21 protein-coding genes are annotated in these 26,197 nt (G+C 35.0%); 7 read left to right on the plus strand and 14 right to left on the minus strand.

Features of this window, described 5'->3' with window-relative positions; genetic code table 11:
• Positions 1-91 precede the first annotated feature (91 nt).
• The 3 genes from ACFIL2_RS01735 to pcsA are packed head-to-tail and all read right to left on the minus strand — an operon-like array spanning position 92 to position 2,388.
• Positions 92-505, minus strand: a complete 414-nt coding sequence (locus ACFIL2_RS01735; protein WP_375634091.1) for a DUF6163 family protein — start codon at positions 503-505, stop codon at positions 92-94.
• Positions 502-1,548, minus strand: coding sequence for an enoyl-CoA hydratase/isomerase family protein (locus ACFIL2_RS01740; protein ID WP_375680296.1), 1,047 nt, complete (start codon positions 1,546-1,548; stop codon positions 502-504). Before ACFIL2_RS01740 ends, ACFIL2_RS01735 begins: the two co-directional genes overlap by 4 nt.
• 21 nt (positions 1,549-1,569) lie before the next feature.
• On the minus strand, positions 1,570-2,388 hold the full coding sequence (gene pcsA / locus ACFIL2_RS01745; protein ID WP_375634087.1) for a phosphatidylcholine synthase: 819 nt from the start codon (positions 2,386-2,388) through the stop codon (positions 1,570-1,572).
• 185 nt (positions 2,389-2,573) lie between these two features.
• Between pcsA and ACFIL2_RS01750 the strand changes: the two genes are divergently transcribed.
• The 4 genes from ACFIL2_RS01750 (at position 2,574) to sodC (ending at position 5,943) form a co-directional block, all read left to right on the plus strand.
• Positions 2,574-3,800: a UbiH/UbiF family hydroxylase gene (locus ACFIL2_RS01750; protein WP_375680297.1), complete on the plus strand. Its 1,227-nt coding sequence runs from the start codon at positions 2,574-2,576 to the stop codon at positions 3,798-3,800.
• Positions 3,801-4,316: 516 nt separating this feature from the next.
• The gene (locus tag ACFIL2_RS01755) at positions 4,317-4,661 is read left to right on the plus strand and encodes a hypothetical protein (RefSeq protein WP_375611907.1); all 345 of its coding nucleotides are present in this window, start codon (positions 4,317-4,319) and stop codon (positions 4,659-4,661) included.
• Positions 4,639-4,962, plus strand: a complete 324-nt coding sequence (locus ACFIL2_RS01760) for a hypothetical protein (protein WP_375634660.1) — start codon at positions 4,639-4,641, stop codon at positions 4,960-4,962. The genes ACFIL2_RS01755 and ACFIL2_RS01760 overlap by 23 nt, the downstream gene beginning before the upstream one ends.
• 453 nt (positions 4,963-5,415) lie before the next feature.
• Positions 5,416-5,943, plus strand: coding sequence for a superoxide dismutase [Cu-Zn] SodC (gene sodC, locus ACFIL2_RS01765; RefSeq protein WP_375634661.1), 528 nt, complete (start codon positions 5,416-5,418; stop codon positions 5,941-5,943).
• A gap of 547 nt (positions 5,944-6,490) precedes the next feature.
• Here the strand turns inward: sodC and ACFIL2_RS01770 are convergent.
• From ACFIL2_RS01770 to ACFIL2_RS01810, 9 genes are all read right to left on the minus strand, one after another.
• Positions 6,491-7,429, minus strand: coding sequence for a COG2958 family protein (locus ACFIL2_RS01770; protein ID WP_375643112.1), 939 nt, complete (start codon positions 7,427-7,429; stop codon positions 6,491-6,493).
• A 293-nt stretch (positions 7,430-7,722) separates the two neighbouring features.
• Positions 7,723-10,476, minus strand: a complete 2,754-nt coding sequence (locus ACFIL2_RS01775) for a DEAD/DEAH box helicase (RefSeq protein WP_375636729.1) — start codon at positions 10,474-10,476, stop codon at positions 7,723-7,725.
• Between the two features lie 22 nt (positions 10,477-10,498).
• Positions 10,499-12,139 carry a site-specific DNA-methyltransferase gene (locus ACFIL2_RS01780; RefSeq protein ID WP_375675846.1) on the minus strand — a complete coding sequence of 547 codons (1,641 nt, stop codon included), beginning with the start codon at positions 12,137-12,139 and terminating at the stop codon, positions 10,499-10,501.
• An 83-nt stretch (positions 12,140-12,222) separates the two neighbouring features.
• Positions 12,223-12,624: an SUF system Fe-S cluster assembly protein gene (locus ACFIL2_RS01785; protein ID WP_375636727.1), complete on the minus strand. Its 402-nt coding sequence runs from the start codon at positions 12,622-12,624 to the stop codon at positions 12,223-12,225.
• Positions 12,617-13,861: a cysteine desulfurase gene (locus tag ACFIL2_RS01790; protein ID WP_375618154.1), complete on the minus strand. Its 1,245-nt coding sequence runs from the start codon at positions 13,859-13,861 to the stop codon at positions 12,617-12,619. The genes ACFIL2_RS01785 and ACFIL2_RS01790 overlap by 8 nt, the downstream gene beginning before the upstream one ends.
• A 10-nt stretch (positions 13,862-13,871) precedes the next feature.
• Entirely contained in the window at positions 13,872-15,134 is a 1,263-nt protein-coding gene (gene sufD / locus ACFIL2_RS01795; RefSeq protein ID WP_375634079.1) for a Fe-S cluster assembly protein SufD, read from the minus strand.
• An 11-nt stretch (positions 15,135-15,145) separates the two neighbouring features.
• Positions 15,146-15,901, minus strand: coding sequence for a Fe-S cluster assembly ATPase SufC (sufC, locus tag ACFIL2_RS01800; RefSeq protein ID WP_375618156.1), 756 nt, complete (start codon positions 15,899-15,901; stop codon positions 15,146-15,148).
• A gap of 159 nt (positions 15,902-16,060) precedes the next feature.
• A complete protein-coding gene (gene sufB / locus ACFIL2_RS01805) occupies positions 16,061-17,572 on the minus strand; it encodes a Fe-S cluster assembly protein SufB (protein WP_375634078.1) in 1,512 nt (503 codons plus the stop codon).
• Between the two features lie 139 nt (positions 17,573-17,711).
• Positions 17,712-18,887, minus strand: coding sequence for a cysteine desulfurase family protein (locus ACFIL2_RS01810; RefSeq protein ID WP_375634076.1), 1,176 nt, complete (start codon positions 18,885-18,887; stop codon positions 17,712-17,714).
• A gap of 160 nt (positions 18,888-19,047) precedes the next feature.
• Between ACFIL2_RS01810 and ACFIL2_RS01815 the strand changes: the two genes are divergently transcribed.
• From ACFIL2_RS01815 to ACFIL2_RS01825, 3 genes are all read left to right on the plus strand, one after another.
• Complete coding sequence (locus ACFIL2_RS01815) at positions 19,048-19,728, plus strand: alpha/beta hydrolase (RefSeq protein WP_375613441.1); 681 nt, start codon at positions 19,048-19,050, stop codon at positions 19,726-19,728.
• Positions 19,729-20,049: 321 nt separating this feature from the next.
• On the plus strand, positions 20,050-21,303 hold the full coding sequence (gene tyrS / locus ACFIL2_RS01820; protein WP_375634667.1) for a tyrosine--tRNA ligase: 1,254 nt from the start codon (positions 20,050-20,052) through the stop codon (positions 21,301-21,303).
• Between the two features lie 191 nt (positions 21,304-21,494).
• Positions 21,495-21,980 carry a peroxiredoxin gene (locus ACFIL2_RS01825; RefSeq protein ID WP_375634072.1) on the plus strand — a complete coding sequence of 162 codons (486 nt, stop codon included), beginning with the start codon at positions 21,495-21,497 and terminating at the stop codon, positions 21,978-21,980.
• A 337-nt stretch (positions 21,981-22,317) separates the two neighbouring features.
• On the opposite strand, the gene prfB is transcribed toward ACFIL2_RS01825, so the two are convergent.
• Both prfB and ACFIL2_RS01835 read right to left on the minus strand, forming a co-directional pair.
• Positions 22,318-23,446 (minus strand): peptide chain release factor 2 gene (gene prfB, locus ACFIL2_RS01830; protein ID WP_375634070.1). Its coding sequence is split into 2 segments (ribosomal slippage): positions 22,318-23,376 and positions 23,378-23,446, totalling 1,128 coding nucleotides; the frame shifts between segments, so codons are not numbered across the junction.
• 170 nt (positions 23,447-23,616) lie between these two features.
• Positions 23,617-26,082, minus strand: a complete 2,466-nt coding sequence (locus tag ACFIL2_RS01835) for a penicillin-binding protein 1A (protein WP_375680298.1) — start codon at positions 26,080-26,082, stop codon at positions 23,617-23,619.
• Positions 26,083-26,197 lie beyond the last annotated feature (115 nt).

The following is a 26,197-nucleotide window of genomic DNA, read 5'->3' on the forward strand; positions in this document are numbered from 1 at the left end:
TCAGCGTTTTGAGGAACGAAGCTTTAAAATGAGCTACTTAAGTTAACTAAGATCGAAAATCGAGCCTGTTATTCTGGCTCGAAAATTTTAATCACAATGTTTTTTTATTTTTTACTCTTTTAAAAAAAATAATCACAATTTGTAGTACTATAAAAGCTAAAAACAATATTCCATGAAATAATGGTACAAATGGCTGATAAATAAAATCGGAATAATATATTGTTATTGCTTCAATCAACGCTGCAATACACCACACAATGATACCCCATAGTGAATACATCCAAAGTCCAACTAAGGCAATAGGATAGAGAATAGCCAATATAGCTGATGTAAATTGCCACTGCCAAGGCATAAGATCAAAACGCCATAGAATACCTGGAAAAACACCAACAAGGCGTATCCAATAACAAATACCTAGAACTAAGCAAATAAGTGCCAAAAACCGTAAGTAACAGTTATAGATTAAATTGATTTTTGAAATCTGTTTGTGAGAATTATTTTTCACAATAATAACTCTTGTTCAACAGGTTGGAAGTAAGAATCTACCATTTCATCTGTCACATTTGAAAGTTTATCTGGTTGCCATTGAGGTCTTTTATCCTTATCGATTAACATAGCACGTATACCTTCATAAAAATCATGTGAATGAAGCATATGATACGCTATGCGGTTTTCAATTTTCATACAATCTTCCAACGTTTGAGATGAATTTTGTTTCATTTGTTTCCAGATAACTTTTAAACTTGTCGGAGAACGTGACTGCAAAATATCATAACATTCTTTAGCAAATAAAACATCTTCATTGCTTTTTTTATGTAGCAACTCAAGACATTCTTCTAAGGTATGGGCACTAAAACAAGTGTTAATAATACAACGTATTTCATGACTTGTTTCATAGTCTTTTGTAATTGCTCGCTCGTTTAAAGCTAAAGTAGGATCTCCTTGCTCAATAACAGCTTTTCTAATCATATCGAATTCAGTTTCAGCAACGGCGTGTGTTGCTAATCCTAAATTTAAGCAATCTCCCCACTTTATACATGCGCCCGTTAATGCAAGATAGATACCAAAATGATTGGGAAGAGATGGTAAGAAAAAACTTGCACCTACATCTGGAAAAAATCCAATCGCACCTTCTGGCATAGCAAAAACTGTATTTTCTGTAACAATTCGATGCGAGCCATAGAGAGAAATACCTACCCCACCTCCCATCCAAATACCGTTTAAGAAAGAAATGTAGGGCTTTGAAAAATGTTTGATATAAGCATTTAAACTATATTCATTCCTAAAGTATTGACAAGCAGCAGTACTTTTCCCCATATGATAGATTTCTACAACATCTCCACCAGCACAAAAAGCACGCCCCTCCCCTTCAATTAAGACACAAAAAACATTATCATCTATTTCCCATGTTCTGAGAGCTTTTTTTAAAGCTGAAATCATTCGTTGATTAAGAGCGTTTAATGCTGAAGGACGTGTGAGCTTTATAATACCAGCACGCCCTTCTTTCGTAAAAGAAATATCATCATCTGCTCCAAAATTAATTTGCATCTCACACCCTTCTTAAAACAATTATTTCATTGTTTTTTTTATACTTTTTTCCCCAAGTTTAGGAAATGTTTGCATGATTGCGCCAATACAATATATATAAATTCCTGTTACCGAAATTCCTATTTTAACCCAATAGGGAGCCTCTAGTTGATAAAAGAAGGCAGAAACACCAAAAAAACACCATAAGAGAAAAATGGGAAAATTAATTCTACGTAAACGAAGGACTCTTACTGGATGAATAAAATAAATTGGCAAAAAAGATATAATCGCCGATAAAACAATAATGATAAAAGTAATCCACTCTCCTGGTCTGACGACAAAAAGCGTAAAAATCATCATATTCCAAACAACAGGAAATCCTTTAAAAAAGTTTTCTTTGGTTTTCATACTAGTATCTGCATAATAAATAGCAGATGAAATAACAATAATTGCACTCAATGAAAATGATAACCCTACCCCCATGAAACCACTTTGATAGAGTGCAAAGGCAGGAATTAGGACATAAGTCACGTAATCAATAATATTATCTAACAGCTCTCCAGACCATGTTGGAAGAACGTATTTAACATCAAGTTTGCGTGCAATTGGTCCATCTATACCATCAACGAGAAGAGCAAGCCCAAGCCAACAGAACATAGCTGTCCATTCTTTTTGAGAGGCTGATATAAGAGAAAGAAACGCTAAAAATGATCCCGAAGCTGTTAGTAAATGAACGGAAAAGGCCTTTGCTTGTGGCATTGTTACTTTTTTATGGCGTAATAATTTAGCATTTGTTTTGATTTTCTTTGTTAATTTACGTTTCAAGGTTTTCTTATCCTCGTTTTTAAAGTCTTCAACCATCTATCAATACGCCATTTTTTAACGATGATATAACTCAGCATTTAAAAAAATCATAAAAAGGTTACTTTTTTATATCGCATTATTTATTACATACTATAATAATAGAAGAGCTTCATATAATAAAAAGAGAGAGATCATTTGGAAATGTTAAAATATTTTCTCAATGAATAAAGGTTCAAATCGTTTTGATATTTGAAAAGGAAGAGCATAAAGATATTGCTGTTATTGGTGCAGGTCCTGTCGGAATGTTAGCCGCGCTGAGTCTTGCACATAAGGGGCTTTTTGTTTTTCTTGTTGGACCCCCTGCTCATACAGATGAGTTACGGACAACGGCTCTTATGATGCCCGCAATACGCACGCTTCAAAAACTCAATATTTGGGACAATCTTCAAAAACATGCAGCTGCTTTATCGTCCATGAGAATTATAGATATAACTTCTAGAATTGTGCATGCTCCTACGGTGCATTTTTCTTCTACTGAAATTGGCGAAAAAGCTTTTGGCTATAATATACCTAATGTAAAATTGAACAGTGCTTTAGTCGACGCTGTTACACATACGCCCAATATTACAAGATTTGTTTCTGCTGCCAAATCTGTTCATCACACAAAAAACCATGTATGCATTACTCTTGCTGATCATAGAATTATTCAAGCACCACTTGTTGTTGCAGCTGATGGACGTCACTCTCTTACACGTGCCGCAGCAGGGATAAGTGTGAAACAGTGGAATTATCCACAAAAAGCACTTGTTCTCAACTTTTCTCATGAGTTTTCTCATCAAAATACATCAACTGAATTTCATACAGAACACGGTCCATTTACACAGGTTCCACTACCAGGACGAAGATCTAGTCTTGTATGGGTTGTTCATCCTTCCCGCGCTGAGGAATTATTAAATATAGAACCAAAAACAATTGCAAAAATGATCGAAAACCAAATGCAATCAATGCTTGGAAAGCTAAGCTTAGAAACATCAATTCAAGCATGGCCGATTTTCGGACTTCTTTCTCATCATTTTGCTGCTAATCGAACAATTTTAGTGGGTGAAGCCGCTCATGTTTTTCCCCCTATTGGAGCACAGGGATTGAATTTAGGATTCCGTGATGTCCAAACTTTAATGGATATTTTACCCAATAAAATATCCAATTCTAACTCTGAAATGATTGTTGCACATTATAACAAATGCCGCAAACCAGATATATTAATCCGAAGTGGAGCTGTTCATACACTGAACTCTGCCCTACTTTCTCATATGTTGCCTGTTCATATCATACGAAGCATTGGGCTTGGTTTGTTGCATAGTTTCCCACCATTACGTAATTTATTTATGCGCGAAGGAATGTATCCCGGTTATGGATTTAAGGAAATTATGCAAATATTTCCAACAAAAACATCAAAACAGCTCTACTAAGCAATAATGGATAATAACGTAAAATAATAAATAATAAATTGCATTTTGCAATCATATCTATTACTGATATAAAAAATATTTTTGTTCTTTATAAGAAGTAACAAATTATATTAAAATAATTAATTATATTTATTTGATTTATTTATAATAATAACATGTTATAATTAATATAACTGTAAATTATTTTTTATTAAAAATTATTATATATATTTAGTATGTTGATATGAAATAAGAGAAAACTGAATTATATACTACAAATTAAATTATAAAGATATCTTGCTAAATCATAGCTGTTAAATTTAGCACTATAAAGAAAATGAAAAATAATACCGTTTTGAAAAAGTTATTTTATAAAATTAATTTTAATAAGAAAATAAATAAAAAAAACGGTTTTATTTAATCAATATATTTTCAAAAATTTTTATTGTTAAGTATAATATTAAAAATAAAATCATCTTTGGAACCTGTTAGTAACACAGAGGTTAATGAAGTGTTGTTTCAACAAATGGTAACAAGATGACACTAAATAATTTTTTGAAATTAAGTACTTTTTTTATAATGATTGCATGTGTCTCGTTGATAGTCACGACTTCAATAAGTGAAGTTTTTCACCTTCCTTATTGTCAAACCTTTACCTATAGCTCTACTCAAAAGGTCACTAAAATAGGTCAGAACTCATTTACTGCCTCACAAGTTAAAAATTGTCTTATGCAAAATGGTTTTGAGAATATTAAACGATTGCGCTTAGATGACAATGGTATCTGGCGTGCTTTAGTAAAATTTAAAAAGTCCCATTTTTTCGTATCCGTTGACTATTCAGGAACAGTTAGCATTCAAAATGAAAGAAAAGAATATGATTGATTTAAAAACTTACAGCAACGTTTCTTTTCACAGCTGTAAGAAAAAAAAATTAAAAAAGTACTGCCATTCTATTAAAGAATTTGCTTTCATTGGCGGTTTAAATGGTAGCATATCAGGAGCTATCGCGGCAATTCTTGCAGCTTATGGTTATATTGCTCTTCCTGGATTTGGTCCAGTTATCGCAATGGGTATAGGAGTAGCACTTTCTTCCGGAATAATAATAGGAGCACTGATAGGATCAGGAATGGGAGGGAGTGTCGGTATATGCTGTATTTTATTGGGAAATTTATATGAATCATAATAATTTTTTCTCTTATAAATTACATAATGCATAGAAATTTCTCGTCATTTTTTCTATGAAAAACAATTAAATCATCAACAAATTATATGTTCTTTTTTTGATGAAACGATTATCATATTATAAATGAAATAACATCTAACTTACTAAAATTCCTTATTTAATTTCTTATTATACCTCAAAAAGTAGATTTTTTAAAAACATCTCTTGAAGAAATGTAAGTGAGATATAATTATCCATCCATAAAAGCTGTATTTTTTATAGATCAAAAAATAAAATTTATGTTCAGAAATATATATAAACATACTTTAATTTATTTGCTCTTTATAAAAACTAATATTTCTATGTAAATTATTTTTCTTAAAGTTCAATTTAAGACACTTATATAACATATAATTAGTATAGATTATTATTTATAGATAATAATCTATTTAAAGATAAGTATAAAGGTACTTCATGAAAAAAATATTATTATCATTATTGTTTTTTATGGCATTTTTAATTCATAAAAATTCTGCATTAGCACTATCAAAACAAGTAAATATTTATAAATTAGAAGATAACAATTCCAAAAAGGCTATTGGTAGCATTAAAATTGAAGAAACCACATACGGTTTGATTTTCATCCCTAATTTATCTACTTTATCAGAAGGAATGCATGGTTTTCATGTACATGTAAATCCTTTATGTGATACAAAAGATGGTATAATTGGTGGAAGCGCAGGTGGACATTATGATCCGGAACATACCGGAAAACATTTAGGACCTTATAATGTCAATGGTCATCTTGGTGATTTACCAGCACTTTATGTTGATAAGCAGGGATATGCCATAATGAGCGTTCTTGCTCCACGATTAAAAAAAATCTCTGAAATTAAAGGGCGCTCTTTAGTCATTCATTTAGGGGCTGATAATCAATCAGATAAACCATTACCGCTTGGCGGAGGTGGAGCACGTTTAGCGTGCGGTATTATTGAAAAATAAAGAGAGTATTGTGGCAGACTGCGACAGTACACACTCCCTTTACCATAAGGTGTGAGAGAAATTTATTTTTTTAATCTATTTCAAGAAATTGAGTAAACTATGTGAATATTTTATAAAATTAATGTTTTTTTGAATGTTTACTTCGGATAACAAAAAGCTTAATAATCATCAAAATGAACAGTAATGGAAATTAAAGAAATAGTAGTGTAAATTCTCCGTAAGAAGACTTCAATATGAGGAAGTAATATTTTCCATGCTTGATGTAAACAAAGCAAAAAAGTCGAATTTCACCCTCTATAATAGCAAATTTATAATAAATTATAATCATTAAGTCTAGTATCTAATGGAATCACGCTCAATGCACAAAATAGAACAGGACTAAAACAGAATTTTTACTCTTCCCCTACTCAACCCTACTCATGAGGTACGTGAGAAAAATTTTAATTGATACAATATCAATATAATAAGTCAAACAAAATAGTTAGAGTAATTTTTCATCACTCTGAAAAAAGGCTTTTAAACAATAGAGTCTTTTTAAAAATACCCCTTATAGATACATATGATCCCAATCTAGTGGACGTATCTCACCAGTTTGATAAAATTGACGAATGAGCTTAATATAATCAAGAAAATCTTTGTTTTCCTCCACTAATCTATTAGCAGTATCCCAATCAATATCACTACGTTCTTTGGCAGGAATTAAGATCTCACTCTCGGAAGAGTTTTCCTTATTAAGTCTTATAAATCCAATTCCATGCAAACTTGAAAGCATCCGAAGCTCTTTTAATGTATCAACTCCTTCAATTTCACTAGCAACTAAATAACTCAAATTAGCCCATGAAGAATTACTAACTGTTTGAAAAAATGCTTTTCGTAAATTTGAACGATTGATGAGAATTTTTACTTCAAAAGACCAAAGCTTTGTCTTTTTATCAAAATATTGCAAAACACAGTCTTTGATTTCACGATTCCATTCCTTGCTTAAATCTTGCATCCCTACGAGATCTGGATAAAGCCATTTATTTCCGCCTGCACCATGTTTATTACGAGAACATTTCTCATTAATGCGTTTGCTATAAACTGCAAGTTCTGACCATAAAAATTTAGATAATAACGGATAAAGATCATGCTCTTTAACAGAGCCATCTTCTGTTCTACTCTTTGCATTGTCCTCTATTGCATCAATTTCAGCACTATCTGTTTGTTTAGTAAAATAATATTGTCGCGGTCGTCCTTCAGTGGTTTTAATTTCTGGATAACGCTTTTGTAATTGAGGGCGCTGCGATCCTATTTCAGCAACAATTTGCTGAATAAGAGCTGCATCACTATTAAGGGGATTGATTATCGCCGTTGAATGCTTTTGTTTTTGACGGCATTTTTCTGGGTAATTTTCAAATATCCATTGAGCAATTTCTCGAGCTGTAAACTTTTTTGTCGGGTTTTTCTTTAAAAAATTAAAAACAGTGTTTGTTAAATTTAAAGTCATATGAAAAACTCCCCCTTTTATCCTCTGGGTATTTCATTATATTCAGGCGTTTTAAATGAAAGAACAATAAACTGTTTAAGTTTTTTAAAAAAAGAACATTTATTAAATTACTCAATAAAATTAAAATATTTTTTTAATTTATAACTATAACTCAAAGATCTTTTCACATAACGAAAATAAGATTGTACTTTTATAAAAAATTGTAAATGTACTACAAATCACCATAAAAAAGCATAATCTTGTGTAACTTTTCTATACATTTTTCCTTTTATTTTAACGTCGTTAGAAAAAAGTTAAGAGCTCTCAAGTATAGATTCTGAAATGGTAAACTCCGCACACAAACCTTCAAAACTACTATTTGCTTTAATAACATCATGGGGAATAAGAACATAATACCATTTTTTATCGCCATAAGTCGCCGCATAGCGCGTTGCATGACAACACCATTGAACTGCAGCTTCTCTCTTTTTTAAAACAATAGGATTTTGCATTTCAGAGGCTTTTTTAGGCTCACAAAGATATTTGGCATCCTTCGTTTCTACAACAAAGTCTGGTTCATAGATTGATCCTTTATCATATTCTATCTTGAAAAAACCTCGAGCGGGTTTCATCCATTTCAAGACTTGTGCATCATCCTCTAATATTTGAGCAAATCGTAATTCCCCTTCTACTGAATCAAACTTTTGTAAAGGATAACAGCATTTTCTAAAGCCGCTGAATACAAGTTTTTTAATATCACTTTTAATGGCAGGAATATTACGAAAATCAAGAGGAGACATCCCTTGCGGTAACACATAATGGATAGGTGATAAAGCTGTAAAACCCCGTGTAACTTTAACCGCATAATCTTTTTGCGTTTCCCATTGATGTTCTCTTAATTGCGCAACAATAAAACTAGTAAGCTTGTGCTGATAGTGAATTAATACGTTCTCAACAGCTGTATCATTGGGTAAATAAGATCGGAAATGTTCTACCATCTGACTAGCTAATTTTCGTAATAAGAGCGTATGGTTATCATAATCGACAAAGTCATTATCAATCAAACCACGAATGATGTAGTTTTCAAGATAAGGCTCTTTGACATATTCATTCTTAGATGTGAGAAAAATGCTTTTATGGGTACGCAATTCTCGAATTAAAAGTTCTTTACTAACAGGTTGAAAATTTAAGCTTTCTAGATTTTTTAAATCAAAGTCATAAAAACCATAAGTAACATCACGCAAAGGTATGAGTATAATATTTGGAATATCTATTATCAGTTCTGTTAATTGTTTTGTCAGAATTGTCACCACTTTTGATACAAGAGACTTTTGTGATGAAGGCTTAATATTCATAACTTTATTAGCAATTTTTTCTTGTATCTGTGCAGAACAAAGCATTTGAGAACTTGGCAATTTATCATTCTCTTTGATAAGATCCCACGCGATCGCTGCAATATCTTGCTCTTCAGGTGTTAATGTAGGGGAATCTGTATGACGTAATATGATACCTTGTAAATCAGAAGATGCTCCATTTATATCGGAATTACGTATTACCATCGTTTGCATCAATAAAGCTTCTACTTGACTTGGAACTGTCACTATATCGGTCTTTTCAAAGGGGATATTCCCTCCTGTTCCAATCTCAATATGCTTTTTTATAATTGAGTTTGGATCGTTTGCACGATCAATAATATCTTGAAAACGATCATGCGCAATAATTGTTAAACGATCAATAGCTTCCACGCCTGTTCTATACCCATAAGGCAAACGCAATCCACGCCCAATTGTTTGCTCTGTTAAAATTTCTGAAGCCGATGCACGCAACGGTACAATAGTATAGAGATTCGTAACATCCCACCCCTCCTTTAATTTATTAACGTGAATAACAATTTCTGTTGGGTCATGAGAATCTTCAATTGCAATCAGCTTTTGAATATTTTGATCTTCTTCTATATTCGACTGTTTTGTATGAATCTCTATAACTTTTCCCTTATAAGCTCCTGCAAAAAAATCATCTGATTCCAATAAATCACGCAATTTCTGTGCATGATTTGTATCTTGAGCGACAACTAAAATAAAAGGCTTAACGAACTTTTTGTTATAATCTTTTGCATAGACAATTAAATCTGCTTTCACGTTTTCATGAGCATGAATTGCATCTTGTAATTTGATATGTTCTAATTGTTCAGATGTATAATTTTGAGGTTGAAAATCTTTACGTGTAGCAACAGCAGGCTCTTTTACAAAACCATCTCTCATAGCCTCTGCAAGTGAATAACTATAGACAACATTTTTAAAATCTACGGGTTTTGCACCTATTGTTTTTGGTGTCGCTGTAAGCTCTATTCCTAAAACAGGTTTTAACTCATTAATTGCTGCCGCACCAGCAGAAGCTCGATAACGATGTGCTTCATCCATTAACAAAACTAAATCAGGAAGATTTGCGAGATAATCAAAATAACTTTCACCAATCGTTTCTTGTAAGCGTTTAATTCGCGGAATACTAGATTTTAGTGCGCCTTTTTTATTATCCGTTGTATTAATTTTAGAAATATTAAAAATATTGATAAAGGCCGTATCTCTATTCTCAAACAAACGCTTTTGTCCTTGAATATGGTGTTCATCAACGCGAATACCTTTACCACTTTCATAATCTTCACCTGTAATAATAACGGGTCTATTGGCAATAAATTCACTCATTCCACTGAAAACATACTTCGGACTTTTGGGACTAAAATCCTGTTTTAACTTTTCATAAATAGTCAAATTTGGCGCTAAAACAAAAAAATGGCGACTACGACCTGTTAAATAAAGATAGCTGATAAAAGCCCCCATAAGTCGCGTTTTCCCAACACCCGTTGCTAAGGTAAAACAAAAAGAGGGAAAGTTTCGTTCAAAATCTTGTACAGAAGGATAAAGATTTTTTATCACTTCTAACTCTGCAACCAAATCAGCATTTTTAGAAAGCTCTATATTTTCTAAGATTTTTACCAAAATATTTAAAGATTCACGTTGAGGATCACGCAACGATAAGCGAGCAGAAATCCTTTTTTCAACAGTGTTCATGAAAAACTCCGCTTTTTATATATTATTCAAATAGATCTAATTCTGCTTGCGCAATATCTTTATTTTTGCTGTTTTCTTTTACCACAATCACTGGTTCAAGATTGGCTACATTTAAACTGTAATCGTCCCTTCCCCATTCGCATTTTTCTAATATTGCACGGGGGATTTTAGTGAGTGTCAGATTTTCAAAGGATGCTGATTTTGTATCAAAGGCTGTACCACAAATCAGCAACGTGCGATGAGAGCCTACCTCTTCACTCATTATACAGAGTTGTGCATGGGTCATGGCGCTCGTTGTGACATAAATATAATCTGTTTCGGTTGAATACCCTTGCATCCAATAATGATTTTCATCCGGTGCATAGGTAAATCCCATATGTTTGCACATGGCTTCTGATAGCATGGCAGCATTATATTCGCGACGAATAATCCATTGTCCCCATGGATCTTTTTGCAACAGAGAAGGTGCAAGGCGATAATAACGGAATCCACCGCCACCTTGCCAATTGACACTTTTGGAAATTCCCCCTTGATCAGTTCCATCAATGACTTGTTTTAAACGAGGGATAATGTGGGTGTGACAATGCTCACCAAGTTCAATCATAATCCACTTCCTTCCCATTTTATGGGCAACAGCACCGGTTGTGCCAGAACCAGCAAAAGAATCCAGTACAAGATCACCGGGATTAGTGGCAAGTTGAATAATGCGTTCCATTAAACGTTCCGGTTTAGGAGTTGTAAAGACACTATCAGAATTGAAGACTTTGGCTTCTTTTTTTGCATCTTGATTATGGCCAACTTCCTGATAAGGCCAAATGGTCATTGAAACCATACCATTTTTTACCTCTGATAAAAAACGTTTCATAGAAGGAACATTACTTCCTGTTGGACCAAACCAAATACGATTATCATTCAATAATTCAAAGAATTTTTTTTTATTCATAGCCCAACTTCTACCATTAGGAGGCATTACCTTGCGTCCAGAAGGTGTGATGATTTCATAAATATCCTTAGGTGTTACTCTTTTTACAGATAAATCTCCAGATTTCCAAGGACCGCGAGGATCATTATCAGGATTTTTATAGCGCGCATCCATATCGTTTGAACGAGGAAGCAATTGAGGGCGCCAAATCGTTTTGTCTTTGGCATAAACCATTATAAAATCATGATTATCAGAAAGCCATTTTGTATCATTTTGTGGAGCATATTTCTTTTGCCAAATAATATTGTTGATGAAATTTTGGCGACCAAAAATTTCATCCATCATCACTTTAAGATAGGCTTGTTCATCATCATCAATTGATATCCAGATACTTCCATCATCCGCCAGTAAATGATGTAACAATTCTAGCCTGTCTCTCATAAGGCTGAGCCATATGGAATGCTCTAAACCATCTTCATAATGTTCAAAGGCATTGCCTGTATTATAAGGCGGATCGATATAGATACATTTTACCTTCCCCATATATTCTTGTTCAAGCGCTTTGAGTGCGAGCAAATTGTCACCAAAAATAAGTTTATTATCAAAAATATCTTGGGATGATATTCGATGCGAAGCGTGATAAGATTTTTCAAGATCTTCTAATAAGATACGAGGTTCTAGTTTTGGGCGTTTTTCTTTTCCAATCCAAGTGAGTTCTAGTTTTTGTTTATTATAACTCATGCGATCGTCCTTAAATTTAAACGCTTATGAAAAGTAAACAGCTTATTCATGAATGGCTAAATTAGAGTCTCTTAACAATACTTTTAGTACCATCCGACAGCAATTTGAGCTTCTTCTGACATACAATCAGGTGTCCATGGTGGATCAAAAGTCATAGTGACTTCAACATACGAAACCCCTTCAACTGCACTGACTGCATTTTCTACCCACCCTGGCATTTCACCCGCAACAGGACATCCCGGTGCTGTAAGAGTCATTTCAATTTTTACTGAACGATCATCTTCAATATCAATACGATAAATCAGTCCTAGCTCATAAATATCAGCAGGAATCTCTGGGTCATAAACTGTTTTGAGAGCAGAAATAATATCATTTGTCATACGATCAATTTCGTCTGCTGGAATTGCTGATATGTAAGATTTTTTATTTTCGCTTACAGTTTCAACGGATTCTGTAGAATGACGCTCTTCAATTGATTCAGCCATTAAAAAATGTCCTTGTTTCTTGCAATGCTTCTACTAATTGATCTATATCCTCTTGAGTGTTATACATGGCTAACGATGCGCGGCAAATAGATGTTAGACCAAAGCGCTGTAATAAAGGCTGTGCACAATGAGTTCCCGCACGTATCGCAACCCCTTTTCTATCAATAAACATAGCGATATCATGGGCGTGAATCCCTTCAATTGTAAATGATATAATAGCTCCTTTATTGGGAGAATGACCATAAATACGCAATGACTCAACCATTTTAAGTTTTTCCTGTGCATAAGCTAAAAGGGACCTCTCATGGGCATGAATTGTGCTACGACCTTTCTCTTGTATATAATCAATAGCCGCAGTTAATCCAATAGCTTCAACGATAGGAGGAGTGCCTGCTTCAAAACGGTAAGGAGGAGCATTATAAAAAACCTTATCGGTTGTTACCTCCTCGATCATTTCCCCTCCCCCTTGAAAAGGACGCATTTCTTCTAATCTATCTTCTTTACCATACAAAACACCAATACCAGTGGGACCATAAAGCTTATGACCTGTAAAGACATACCAATCACAATCGAGATCTTGTACATCAACGGTTAAATGTACTGCTCCTTGAGAACCATCAACAAGAACAGGAATAGAATTTTGATGTGCTAGCTTAATAATCTCTTTAACAGGAGGCACAGTTCCTAATATATTGGACATATGCGTTATAGCAACAAGCCGCGTTTTTTCGCTTAAAGCCTTTTGGAAATCTTCAATGTGCAGAACACCATTTTCATCGACAGGAACAAAAATAAGTTTAACACCTTTTTGTTCACGGAGAAAATGCCAAGGAATAATATTTGAATGATGTTCCATGATCGTTAGAACAATCTCATCACCTTCTTTGAGTTTTGGCATCGCCCAACCATAAGCAACAGTATTAATAGCTTCTGTTGCATTTTTCGTAAAAACAATTTCTTCAGCTTTTTGAGCATTTAGAAAAACACGAACGGTTTCACGAGAATTTTCATAGGATTGTGTTGCTATATTGGCTAAAAAATACATTCCCCTATGCACATTAGCATAACTATAGTGATAATAATTATTCATTGCATTGAGTACTGACATTGGTTTTTGGGCAGAAGCACTACTATCAAGATATGCTAATCGCTTTCCATAAACTTGATGGTGCAAAATAGGAAAATCACGCCGAATTTCTTCGACATTATAAGTAAATGTTTGTACGTTATTTTCCATTTTTTCTACCTTAAACATTTTTTTCAAGCCATTTACTAATGATATTCTCTAAAACGATTTGAATATTATCTTGCTTGATGTCATCAATGAGCTCAGAGATAAATCCTTTAATCAAAAGCGCACGAGCCGTTTTAAAAGGGATACCACGTGTCATAAGATAAAAAAGATAATCATGATTAATATTAGCAACTGTTGCACCATGACCACATGCAACATCATCAGCAAAAATCTCCAGTTCAGGCTTTGCATTAAATTCTGCATCATCTGAAAGAATAAGGCTATTACAAGCCATGCGTGCATCTGTTTTTTGCGCTTTTTGAGAAACACGTATTATTCCTTGGAAAACACCAACAGCCTTATCTGTAACCACATTGCGTATAATTTCGGTTGATGTTGATTTTTCTTCCACGTGACGAACAGTCATTGTAAGATCACTATGTGTTTGTCCTGATAATAAATTTATGACGCGTAATTGAAAATCAGATTCTTCTCCCTGTAATTCAATATTGATTTCTTGGCGATTTAATTGGCTCCCTATATTAATGACATAAAGTGATAACTTCGCTCTTTGATCAAGAACAGCACAAAATCGACCAAATTGTGTAGAATTAAAATCACGATTGCGAATGAGAATCCACGTAACATCACTATCAGCAGCAACATTTAATGAAAATATTGAACTGACAAAGGTATCTTTATCATTGCCAACCTGATGTTCAATAAACATAACTTGACTATTTTTATCAACTTTTATATCCGAAAAAATATGAGATTGTCCCCCCATTTGTATATTTTGTAATTCAATGGGGATATTTAACTTTGTATTTTCAGGGATGTGAAAAAGCCAACCATCTGTAACAAAAGCTGTATTTAACTGTCCAATAAAATCTTCATCAGAAATGTTTTGATTTATCTGTACAGAATTATCTTCTAATGCGTCTGAAAGGCGTTTTACTGCAATGTTGTCTACCTTTGACTCTATCGATGTTTTTCCATTGTTTATGGAGAAAACAGCACTTTCTGAAAGCAATGCATCAACCAATTGATTGTCTTGAACTTTTGAAAAATTGCTAATAGACTTCAGTAAGGTACGCAAATTGGTATAATGCCAACTTTCTATTTTACGGGAAGGAAGCCGTGTCGTTTGAAACTGCTCAATAGTTTTCTTGCGGATTTCCTGTACAGCTTTATCACCAGGTAAGTGGTTTACATACTGATTAAAATTACTGAGTATATTTTCTTCAACCGTTAACAAGTTTTGCTGTGCATTCATATTTAATAACCTCAAACCGCTTCTCTAATAAGATCAGCATACCCATTTTGCTCTAAATAAAGCGCTAAGGATTTATCACCGCTTTTGATAATTTGTCCTTTATAAAGAACATGTACCGTATCAGGAATAATATAATTAAGCAGCCGTTGATAATGGGTAATCACCAAAAATGAACGTTTTGAATCCCGAAGCTTATTAACACCATCTGCAACAATTTTTAGTGCATCAATATCTAAACCAGAATCCGTTTCATCTAAAATGCAAAGTGTAGGTTCAAGAAGTGCCATTTGTAAAATTTCAGCGCGTTTTTTTTCTCCACCTGAAAAACCTACATTTAATGGACGCTTTAGCATATCCATATCTATTTCAAGTTTGGCTGAAACTTCTTTAACACATTTTATAAATTCAGGAATTTTAAGTTCTTCGTCACCTCGCGCTTTGCGTTGAGAATTCATCGCAACTTTTAAAAATTCCATTGTTGCTACCCCTGGTATTTCCATTGGGTATTGAAATGCAAGAAAAACACCATATGCAGCACGTTCTGCTGGATCCATTTCTAAAAGTGATTGTCCATTATAGAGAATATCTCCTTCTGTTATTTCATAATCATCACGACCAGCAAGCAAATAAGATAAAGTTGATTTTCCGGCTCCATTTTGTCCCATGATAGCAGCAACTTCTCCATCTTGAACTGTCAAGTTTAAACCACGAATAATTTCTGTATCGGTTTCAGCAATACGGGCGTGCAAATTTTTGATCTCTAACATAATTTAATCCTGTTTTGGCTGTTTTTCAGATATCAATGCGTATTATTTTACCTTAGCATCCATCTACTTTTGTAATTACCATAGAGGTCATTTTTAGCATTATGTGCTACCGTTACAGCCTTTTTACATAAAGTCTTCTATTTATCTAATTAAATAAAATTATCCAACACTACCTTCAAGGCTAATACTAATAAGCTTTTGTGCTTCGACAGCAAATTCCATGGGAAGTTTTTGAATGACCTCTTTTACAAAACCATTTACAATTAATGCGATAGCTTCTTCTTCGGGAATTCCTCTTTGCATAACATAAAAAAGTTGGTCATCAGAAATTTTTGATGTTGTGGCTTCATGTTCAAACTGAGCTGTTGCATTTTTTGCTTCAATATAAGGAACTGTATGCGCACCACAATCATTTCCGATTAACAAACTATCACATTGCGTAAAGTTACGCGCATTTTGTGCTTTTCGATGAGCTGTGACTTGTCCCCGATAAGTGTTATTTGAAAAACCTGCAGAAATACCTTTGGAAATAATGCGACTGGATGTATTCTTTCCCAAATGAATCATTTTTGTACCAGAATCAATTTGTTGATAACCGTTTGCAACAGCAATAGAATAAAATTCTCCACGCGCATTATCACCACGGAGTAAGCAGGATGGATATTTCCAAGTAATCGCAGAACCAGTCTCAACTTGTGTCCATGAAATTTTAGAGCTATCACCTCGACAATCTCCACGCTTCGTCACAAAATTATAAATACCACCCTTTCCATCTTTATCGCCAGGATACCAGTTTTGTACTGTAGAATATTTAATCTCTGCATTTTCAAGGGCAATAAGCTCAACAACAGCAGCATGAAGTTGGTTTTCATCACGTTGGGGTGCTGTACACCCTTCAAGATAAGAAACATAGGAATCTTCAGCGGCGATAATCAATGTTCGTTCAAATTGGCCAGTGTTGCGTTCATTAATCCTAAAATAAGTTGAAAGCTCCATAGGACAACGAACCCCTTTGGGAATATAAACAAATGAACCATCTGTAAAGACAGCTGCATTTAAGGCTGCATAATAATTATCACTTATAGGTACAACTGTTCCTAAATATTCTTTAATAAGCTCAGAATGTTCAATAATCGCCTCTGAAATAGAACAAAAAATCACACCAGCACGTGCCAGCTCTTTTTTGAATGTTGTTACAACAGAAACAGAATCAAAGACTGCATCAACAGCCACCTGCCCCGATACAGACATACTGTCATCAAAAGTGGAGGGATCAGACTGTTTTCTTACTCCTGCCAAAATCTCTTGTTCTTTAAGGGGAATGCCAAGTTTTTCGTACGTTGCTAATAACTCAGGATCCACTTCATCCAAAGATTTTGGTCCTGTATGATTTTTTGGAGCAGCATAATAATAAAGCTCCTGAAAATCAATTTTAGGATATTCAAGACGCGCCCAATGAGGCTCTTGCATTGTCAGCCAACGGCGGTAAGCTTTTAAGCGCCATGTTAGCATCCATTCAGGCTCATTTTTTTTAGCGGAAATAAATTTGATAATATCCTCATTTAAGCCTTTTGGAGCTTTATCGGTTTCAATATTGGTTTCAAAACCATATTTATATTGGTCAACATCTATTTCACGTACTTGGCGTATCGTTTCTTGTACTGCCGGCATAAATTTTCTCCATTTTTTGGCGTCAAAAACCGGTAACTAAAGTCTTGTTTTTTACAAGATTAAAGTAAGCAAGTTATCTCCTAGGCTATAGGTAAAGTGCAAAAATTTCAATCAAACTTATTTTATTTTTAAAATAATTCTAATTTTTATAACTTTCTGATGATAAATCTTCCCCTTTTTTCCTGCTTATAATTTGAGAAAAAAACGACAGAAAATCATCAATATCTTCAGAAGTTGTGCCACGCCCTAGCGAAATGCGAATGGCACCATTTGGAACATGATACCCCATTGCCTCCAACACTTTGCTTTGTTTTACTTTTCCCGAAGAACAGGCAGAGCCGGATGATAAAGAAAACCCTTCTAAATCAAAAGCAATTTGCATCGTTTCAGCTTTTAGATTTTTCACGGTAAAGTAAGTTGTATTTGGCAAACGTTGAACTCTTTTGCCAAAAATCTCAACATTTTTACTTATTTTTTGTAGTCCATCTTCTAATTTATTGCGTAAATATATTAACTGTTTTATTTCCTCCTGTGTGAAGCAATCAGCCATTGCTGCCCCAAAAGCAGCAATAAGGGGCAATGCTTCTGTTCCTCCACGGAGACCTTTTTCTTGTCCTCCTCCAATAATAAGAGGGTGTGGCATGAGAAGATTACCACATGAAACAAAAGCACCAATTCCTTTAGGACCGCCAATTTTATGGGCAGACAGTATAAAAAAGTCTCCTCCTAACTGATGAATATCCACAAAATTTTTATCTACATATTGTGTCAAATCAACTATAAGAGTGCCTCCTAAATCCCGAACAATAGCGGCGATTTCTGTTAACGGTTGAATAACACCCGTTTCACTATTTGCAGCTTGAATAGCAACAAGAGGTAAACCTTTTGTTTTATCGTGAACCGTTAAGAGTGATGTTAATTTATCTTGTTGTATGAGCCCATCTTGATCAACATCAATGACGCTTATCAATTCTTTAGAAAAACGTCCTCCCTCTGCAACAGAGGGATGTTCAGTCGCTCCAAGGTAAAGATGAGAAAATTTAACTTTTGCTTTCCCCATATTGTAAAAAGGTGTTAACAAAGTCATTGCGGCTTCACTCGCACCAGAGGTAAATACCACGTGATCTGGATCTGTTTTAAGATTTTCAGCGATTTGCCGACGGGACTTTTGCAACAAAGTTTTAGCGGCACGCCCTTCCTTATGAACCGATGATGGATTACCAAATATCTCTAAAGATTCCAGTAACGCTATCCGTGCCACTTTTTTGAGCGGTGTTGTTGCGTTATGATCAAAATATCGGCGTTTTATAACCATTTTACATCGCAATCATTAATCTTATGAATTGATTGAAAAAATAGCGCATTTTTCTTGAAAAGTGCACTAAAAAAAGAATATCTAATAATTATTTAAGAGATTCTATGGTAAAAGTCGACCAGGGTCAAAGAGAGCCTTTTATTGCATTAAGGAGCATTTTATGCCAGAAATTATTTTTAACGGTCCCGCGGGTCGGCTCGAAGGGCGTTATCAACCTTCACAACAAAAAAATGCACCCATTGCGATCATTTTGCATCCTCATCCCCAATTTGGTGGAACTATGAATCATAAAATTGTCTATGACCTCTTTTATATGTTCCAACAACGTGGCTTTACAACTTTACGTTTTAACTTTCGTGGTATTGGTCGTAGTCAGGGTGAATTTGATTATGGAATAGGAGAACTTTCAGATGCTGCTGCTGCTCTCGATTGGGTGCAAACACAACATCCAGACTCTAAAAATTGTTGGGTAGCAGGATACTCATTTGGAGCATGGATTGGTATGCAGCTTTTAATGCGCCGACCGGAAATTGAGGGATTTATCTCAGTTGCCCCTCAGCCTAATGTTTATGACTTTTCATTTCTTGCACCTTGTCCCTCTTCTGGACTTATCATTCATGGCGGTATCGATAAAGTTGCCCCTCCAAAAGATGTTCAAATACTTGTCGATAAATTAAAAACACAAAAAGGTATCATCATTACACAAGAAATATTGGAAGAGGCTAATCACTTTTTCAGTGGATGTCATGAAAAACTTATTGAACGATGTGCCCACTATTTGGATAACCATATCTCCAATGAACTTCTCGCTCCTCCTCCTGAAATACTTTCACTAACTTAGGAAAATACGATAGATTTATAAAAAATTAGCAAAAGCCGTTTCTGATCATAACAAAGTAATTTTTTCAGTTTGCATTTAAAATTTTTCTAAATTTTATTTCAGGATAGAAATGAGAATAACAGCATACCTGTTTTCTATCACTGAAAAGTCTCTTTTTTAGCGTAAAAAGGAAATAATACCTGTATTATTATCTTATATTACCAATATGTCTCTTTCTCTTGTGAGGTGTGTGTCAGTTATGATAGATAACGCATTAATAATTCATTATATAATCGCCTATTATATAAAATAATGCACTCTTATAATTAGGAAATTAAATCTGTGTTTGCCTTTAAATCTGATTTTTTACACATTATGAGCGAACGTGGTTTTATCCACCAAATTTCAGATGAAAAAGGCTTAGATGATCTTTTTTCAAAAGAAACTGTAAGCGCTTATACTGGATTTGACCCAACAGCATCGAGTTTACATGCTGGAAGTCTTCTTCAGATTATGATGCTTTATTGGTTACAAAAAACGGGTCATCGCCCCATTGCTTTAATGGGCGGAGGGACCGGATTGATTGGTGATCCTTCCTTCAAAGACGAAGCGCGACGCCTTCTGACACAAGATGATATTGCTGCAAATATTGATGGTATTAAAAAGGTATTTGCTAACTATTTGACATTCGGTGACCGAGAAACCGATGCTTGTATTGTGAATAATGCTGAATGGTTATGCAATTTAAACTACTTAGAATTTTTGCGTGATGTAGGAAAGCATTTTTCTGTCAACCGTATGTTGTCATTTGATTCTGTCAGACTCAGACTTGAGCGTGAGCACTCTTTGTCATTCTTAGAGTTTAATTATATGATTCTGCAAGCTTATGACTTTGTTGAACTTTATAAACGTTATGGGTTGCGTATGCAAATGGGGGGCTCTGATCAGTGGGGCAACATTATTAACGGAATCGAATTAGGACATCGTTTAGGAACACCGCAATTATATGCGTTAACATCACCATTGCTGACAACCTCTTCCGGTGCCAAAATGGGTAAATCATTGAATGGGGCTGTATGGCTGAATGCGGATAAGCTTTCACCTTATCAATTTTGGCAATACTGGCGCAATACAGAAGATGCTGATGTAACACGATTTCTAAAGCTCTATACTCCATTGCCGATGGATGAGATTCTTAAACTTTCTCTATTACAAGGAACTGAAATTAACGAAGCAAAAAAAATTCTTGCAACAGAAATTACAGCAATGTTGCATGGACGTGTTCTTGCTGATGCAGCAGCAGAAACGGCTCGCAAGACGTTTGAAGAAAAAACTCTGGGAGAAAATCTTCCAACTGTTGAAATTAATGCCTCAGAATTAAAAAAAGGTGTTGGATTGCTCACTCTTTTAGTACAAGCAGAACTCGCTAGATCTAATAGTGAGGCACGCCGATACGTTCAAGGTGGAGGTGTCCGTGTAAATGATCAAATTATTGAGGATGAAACACATCTTATTATTGAAGGGGATGTCAGTGCAGAAGGAACCATTAAACTTTCTTTTGGTAAGAAAAAACATGTTGTGATGAAACCAGTATAATCTTTTGCTGTTTTGTTTATGTTGTTCACGTCGAGCTTGTTCTTTCAATTCAATCGTTGTGATAGGGCGAGTTTTGTTAGGAAAATAAAGGTCTCTTCAAAACAATAATATTTCTAGAGAGTTGAATAGTTCTTTTCTTCTGTGTACTCTGATATCTTATACCTGTTACACAAAAAAGAAAGATGAAAACAATGACAAGACCAATGAAAGGTGCTCTTGCTCCTGATTTTACTTTGCTGCGCGATGGAGGAGAGACAGTGTGTCTTTCTGACTTTAAAGGAAAGCCTGTTGTTTTATATTTTTATCCAAAAGATGACACCAGTGGTTGCACAAGTGAAGCACTTGATTTCACAAAATTAAAGATGAAATTTGATGAAATCGGTGTTGCTGTTATTGGAATCTCTCCAGATAATGTAAAAAAACATGATAAATTTAAAATAAAACATGAACTTGATGTCATCTTGGTTTCTGATGAAGAAAAAACGACCCTCGAAGCTTATGGTGTTTGGGTTGAGAAAAGCATGTATGGACGCAAATATATGGGAGTTGAACGGAGCACTTTTTTAATTGATGTAAATGGAATAATAGTAGAAGAATGGCGCAAAGTAAGCGTATCTGGGCATGCTGAAAATGTTTTAGCTACTGCAACACTTTTATATCATAATGGTAACTTGTAAATTGAGTGTTTGATTTACCTTCAAAAGCAAAAGTTATTCCCCTAATTGATTTTAATTTTTCAATGGATTCAATTTTTACAATATATTGATTTATAAGGATAATGAATTGTTTTACATTTATATTAGTCCCCTGAATATCGCAAAATTTTCTTATTTCAGCTTCTTCCTATCACTTGCAATATCATAAGCAGAATTAGCGTGTGAGAAAAAATTGAAGAAAGAAACAAGAAAATCCTCCTTTAAACCTTTAAAGTATCAAAGGCTATATAACATCACAGCATCAATAAAACGAACAGCTTAAGAAAAAATCTATATGGCTTGAAGGAAGGATATATAATTAACGAATATCCTCAATTTTTTTGTCTTGTCCATAAATGCGCCGTGCGAGTGCTGCCTCTATAAATGCATCTAAATTACCATTAAGTACGGATTGTGGATCCGTATTTTCAATTCCTGTACGCAAATCTTTGACAAGCTGATAGGGTTGAAGAACATAAGATCTAATTTGATGTCCCCATCCGATTTCTGTTTTAGAAGATTCAGCAGCATTGGTTTCTTCTTCTCTTTTTTTAAGCTCTTCTTCATAAAGCCGTGCACGCAACATCGACCAAGCCGTAGCGCGATTTTTATGTTGAGAACGTTCTGTTTGACATTGAACAACAATACCCGTTTTTATATGTGTGATGCGAACAGCAGAATCTGTCGTGTTAACATGTTGTCCTCCTGCTCCAGATGCACGATATGTATCAATACGCACATCTGCCTCTGAAACATCAACTTCAATATTGTCATCAATAACTGGATAAACCCAAATGCTCGCAAAAGAAGTATGGCGCTTTGCATTCGAATCAAATGGAGAAATCCGCACTAAGCGATGAACGCCTGATTCTGTTTTTAACATTCCATAAGCATTATGCCCTTTTACAAGAATAGTCGCTGACTTTATTCCTGCTTCTTCTCCATCATGAATTTCTAAAATTTCAACCTTCATTTCATGCTGTTCAGCCCATCGCATATACATACGTAAGAGCATAGAAGCCCAATCTTGGCTTTCTGTTCCCCCTGCTCCAGCATGAACTTCTAAATAGGTATCATTCGGATCTGCCTCTCCTGAAAGAAGTACGTCAATTTGCCTTTTATCTATCTCATTTTTAAGATTACGTATTGATCTTTCTGCATCAGCGATAATTTCAATATCACTTTCTTCTTCGCCCATCGCAATAAGCTCAATGCATTCTTCAAGTGTTTTTGTAAATGATAAAAGACCATTGATTGAATCATCGAGACGTTGACGCTCACGCATCATATCCTGTGCTCGTTGTGCATCATCCCATAATGATGGATCTTCCGCTTTTTGATTAAGATATTCAAGACGCTTTAGTGATTGATCCCAGTCAAAGATGCCCCCTTAGCAATTGTATTGCTTTCTGGATTTCATCAACTAATGTTTCTATTTCTGCTCGCATAATTTAACACCGTATTTTAAAAAACTCTTTTTGGTTGTGTCTCTTAGCATTTTATACAAATTTAATAGCTGCTATCAGAAAATGGTACAATTCTATCACTCTATTTACAGAACTGACATTGTAAAAAAGAGATAAAAACCATGACTCATGGTGAAAGGAGATTTTGTTGATTAATACAGCCCACCTGTCCCACTTTCAAGGGCTTTATTGACTTGTGGAGAAGTCGTTACTGCAGGAACACCTTCTTGAAAAGAATTTGTACTCCCAATAACTTGATATATATCAGCAGGACCAGTCCCTGGTTTAAATGCTTCTATAATGACATCTTGATCTCCTCTTTCCGCAAGCATTCCTGTTTTCCGATTAATTGGCATTAAAATCATACCCTTTGGCATCTTAAAGGGAACATCTGGCTTTCCTTTAAGAGCATCTGCCATAAACTCACCAAAAATAGGTGCAGCTAATGAACTTCCTGTTCCATTATATCCTAACGGAGCTGGTTGATCATAACCGACAAAAATACCAACGACAATGTCAGGAGTAAATCCCATAAACCAGACATCCTTAGAGTCATTGGTTGTTCCTGTCTTAGCGGCAATATGTCGATTAAGATAACGTAAACGTGCTGCAGTACCACGCTGAACAACCCCTTCCATCATGGAGGTAATCTGATAAGCTGTCATAGGGTCAAGAACTTGATCTCGCTCATCAATCAATGTGGGTTCACGTTGATTATTCCATGAATTCGTATTACAATTTTCACAAATACGATCATCATGACGATAAATTGTCTTTCCATAACGATCTTGAATTCTGTCTATCAGAGAAGGCTTAATAGAGCGTCCCCCATTGGCAATAACTGAATAAGCTGTAACCATTCGTAATACTGTTGTTTCACCAGCCCCTAAAGCCATGGGAAGATAAGGCTGCAATTTATCTACGATCCCAAAGCGTTCTGCATATTCAGCGACAAGAGGCATTCCCATATCATTGGCAAGCCGTATTGTCATAAGATTACGAGAACGCTCAATACCATAACGCAACGTTGAAGGTCCTGCAAAGGTACCTCCATAATTTTTGGGTTGCCAAACTTCACCATTATATTGACGAACTTCAATGGGACCATCTAAAACAACGGATGCTGGTGTATATCCGTTATCAAGAGCTGCTGCATAAACAAAAGGCTTAAAAGCAGATCCCGGTTGGCGATAAGCTTGGGTTGCACGATTGAATTCAGATGCGGCAAAAGAAAATCCTCCCACCATAGCAAGAACGCGCCCTGTATGAGGTTCCATAGCAACAATTGCACCTTCAACCTTTGGAATTTGTTGTAAACGATAAGTGTTATTTGTATTGGATAGTTTTTCAACAAAAATGACATCCCCAACTTGCAGAACATGAGATAAGCTCTGAACAGTTTTTCGATAACCATTTTCTTTTACAACATGGAGTGCCCATTTTGAATCAGCTTCAGATAAAACAGCAATTTCCCGTTTTTTTGATAATATACCTGAAGCTTCGCGCTGTGGCTGTAAACCAATCTCTACTTTGTTTGGATTAGTAGAAAGAACAACAGCTAAACGCCATTCAGGAACATCACTTAGCCCTGTGATATCTGCAAGTTCTGTCCCCCAATCCCCTTTCTCATCAATATGCGCATAAGCTCCACGCCATCCTTGCGCATGATCAAATCTAATTAATCCATCGTGTAAAGCACGTCGCGCAATAAGTTGTAAATGCGGATCAAGCGTTGTACGAATGGAAAGCCCACCTTCATAAAGTGTTTTAGCCCCATAGCGATGTATTAAACGACGCCGCACTTCTTCAGTAAAATAATCAGCCGCAAAAACATAGCTATCACTCCCACGGATTATCGCTCCTAAAGGTTTAGCTTTCGCTTTTTCACCTTGTTCACGCGTTACATATCCATTTGCAATCATCCGGTCTATAACCCAATTACGCCGATCAATAGCACGTTGTGTATTCTTAAATGGATCATAATTTGCTGGTCCTTTTGGAAGAGCAGCCAAATAAGCACATTGTTCTAGCGTCAGATCATTGACGGATTTATTGAAATAGGTCAAAGAAGCAGCTGCTATACCATAAGTGCCACGCCCCAGATAAATTTCATTGAGATAAAGTTCGAGAATATGATCTTTTGAATAAGTTTTCTCAATACGCATTGCTAAAATAGCTTCCTTAAATTTACGTTCTAACGTTGTTTCTGAACTTAAAAGGAAGTTTTTAGCGACTTGTTGCGTTATAGTTGATGCACCCTCTGGACGTCTTCCAGAAGCAATATTACGAATATTATTGATCAAAGCTCGAGAAAGTCCTTCAGGATCTAAACCAAAATGATGATAAAAGTTTTTGTCTTCAGCCGAAATAAAAGCATTTATAACAAGCTTTGGTATTGATTGAATCGGTAAATAGAGGCGATGTTTTGTTGCAAACTCTGCCATAAGACGGCCATCAGAAGCATGGACGCGGGTCATTACCGGCGGCTCATAAAGTGAAAGAACTTCATAATCAGGGAGTGCATTTGCTTGACCACTGGTCATAACACCCCACGTTATTGCACCACAAAGTCCAATAGCAATAAAAAAACGAAGAAGATATCTTAAAAAAATCATCATAAAAACGGCTATCGCTTTCTTAAGAATTAATTAAAGAAAAAATACGTTACTTCAAACACACCAAGTGGATATCACCACAAGATTGAGATCAAGAGAAATCGTTTTCTATCTTTTA

Origin of the sequence: Bartonella sp. AP30XZML (genome assembly GCF_042195945.1) — a bacterium.
Taxonomy (GTDB): Bacteria; Pseudomonadota; Alphaproteobacteria; order Rhizobiales; family Rhizobiaceae; genus Bartonella.

Bases quoted from the DNA above. Each gene is read 5' to 3' on its own strand.
- ACFIL2_RS01810 (WP_375634076.1), bottom strand. From the start codon at position 18,887: ATGGTTATAAAACGCCGATATTTTGATCATAACGCAACAACACCGCTC.
- ACFIL2_RS01780 (WP_375675846.1), bottom strand. From the start codon at position 12,139: ATGAGTTATAATAAACAAAAACTAGAACTCACTTGGATTGGAAAAGAA.
- ACFIL2_RS01775 (WP_375636729.1), bottom strand. From the start codon at position 10,476: ATGAACACTGTTGAAAAAAGGATTTCTGCTCGCTTATCGTTGCGTGAT.
- ACFIL2_RS01790 (WP_375618154.1), bottom strand. From the start codon at position 13,861: ATGGAAAATAACGTACAAACATTTACTTATAATGTCGAAGAAATTCGG.
- ACFIL2_RS01740 (WP_375680296.1), bottom strand. From the start codon at position 1,548: ATGCAAATTAATTTTGGAGCAGATGATGATATTTCTTTTACGAAAGAA.
- ACFIL2_RS01785 (WP_375636727.1), bottom strand. From the start codon at position 12,624: ATGGCTGAATCAATTGAAGAGCGTCATTCTACAGAATCCGTTGAAACT.
- ACFIL2_RS01760 (WP_375634660.1), top strand. From the start codon at position 4,639: ATGAAAGAAAAGAATATGATTGATTTAAAAACTTACAGCAACGTTTCT.
- sufB (WP_375634078.1), bottom strand. From the start codon at position 17,572: ATGCCGGCAGTACAAGAAACGATACGCCAAGTACGTGAAATAGATGTT.
- ACFIL2_RS01825 (WP_375634072.1), top strand. From the start codon at position 21,495: ATGACAAGACCAATGAAAGGTGCTCTTGCTCCTGATTTTACTTTGCTG.
- ACFIL2_RS01815 (WP_375613441.1), top strand. From the start codon at position 19,048: ATGCCAGAAATTATTTTTAACGGTCCCGCGGGTCGGCTCGAAGGGCGT.
- pcsA (WP_375634087.1), bottom strand. From the start codon at position 2,388: ATGGTTGAAGACTTTAAAAACGAGGATAAGAAAACCTTGAAACGTAAA.
- sufC (WP_375618156.1), bottom strand. From the start codon at position 15,901: ATGTTAGAGATCAAAAATTTGCACGCCCGTATTGCTGAAACCGATACA.
- ACFIL2_RS01835 (WP_375680298.1), bottom strand. From the start codon at position 26,082: ATGATGATTTTTTTAAGATATCTTCTTCGTTTTTTTATTGCTATTGGA.
- sodC (WP_375634661.1), top strand. From the start codon at position 5,416: ATGAAAAAAATATTATTATCATTATTGTTTTTTATGGCATTTTTAATT.
- sufD (WP_375634079.1), bottom strand. From the start codon at position 15,134: ATGAATGCACAGCAAAACTTGTTAACGGTTGAAGAAAATATACTCAGT.
- ACFIL2_RS01755 (WP_375611907.1), top strand. From the start codon at position 4,317: ATGACACTAAATAATTTTTTGAAATTAAGTACTTTTTTTATAATGATT.
- ACFIL2_RS01770 (WP_375643112.1), bottom strand. From the start codon at position 7,429: ATGACTTTAAATTTAACAAACACTGTTTTTAATTTTTTAAAGAAAAAC.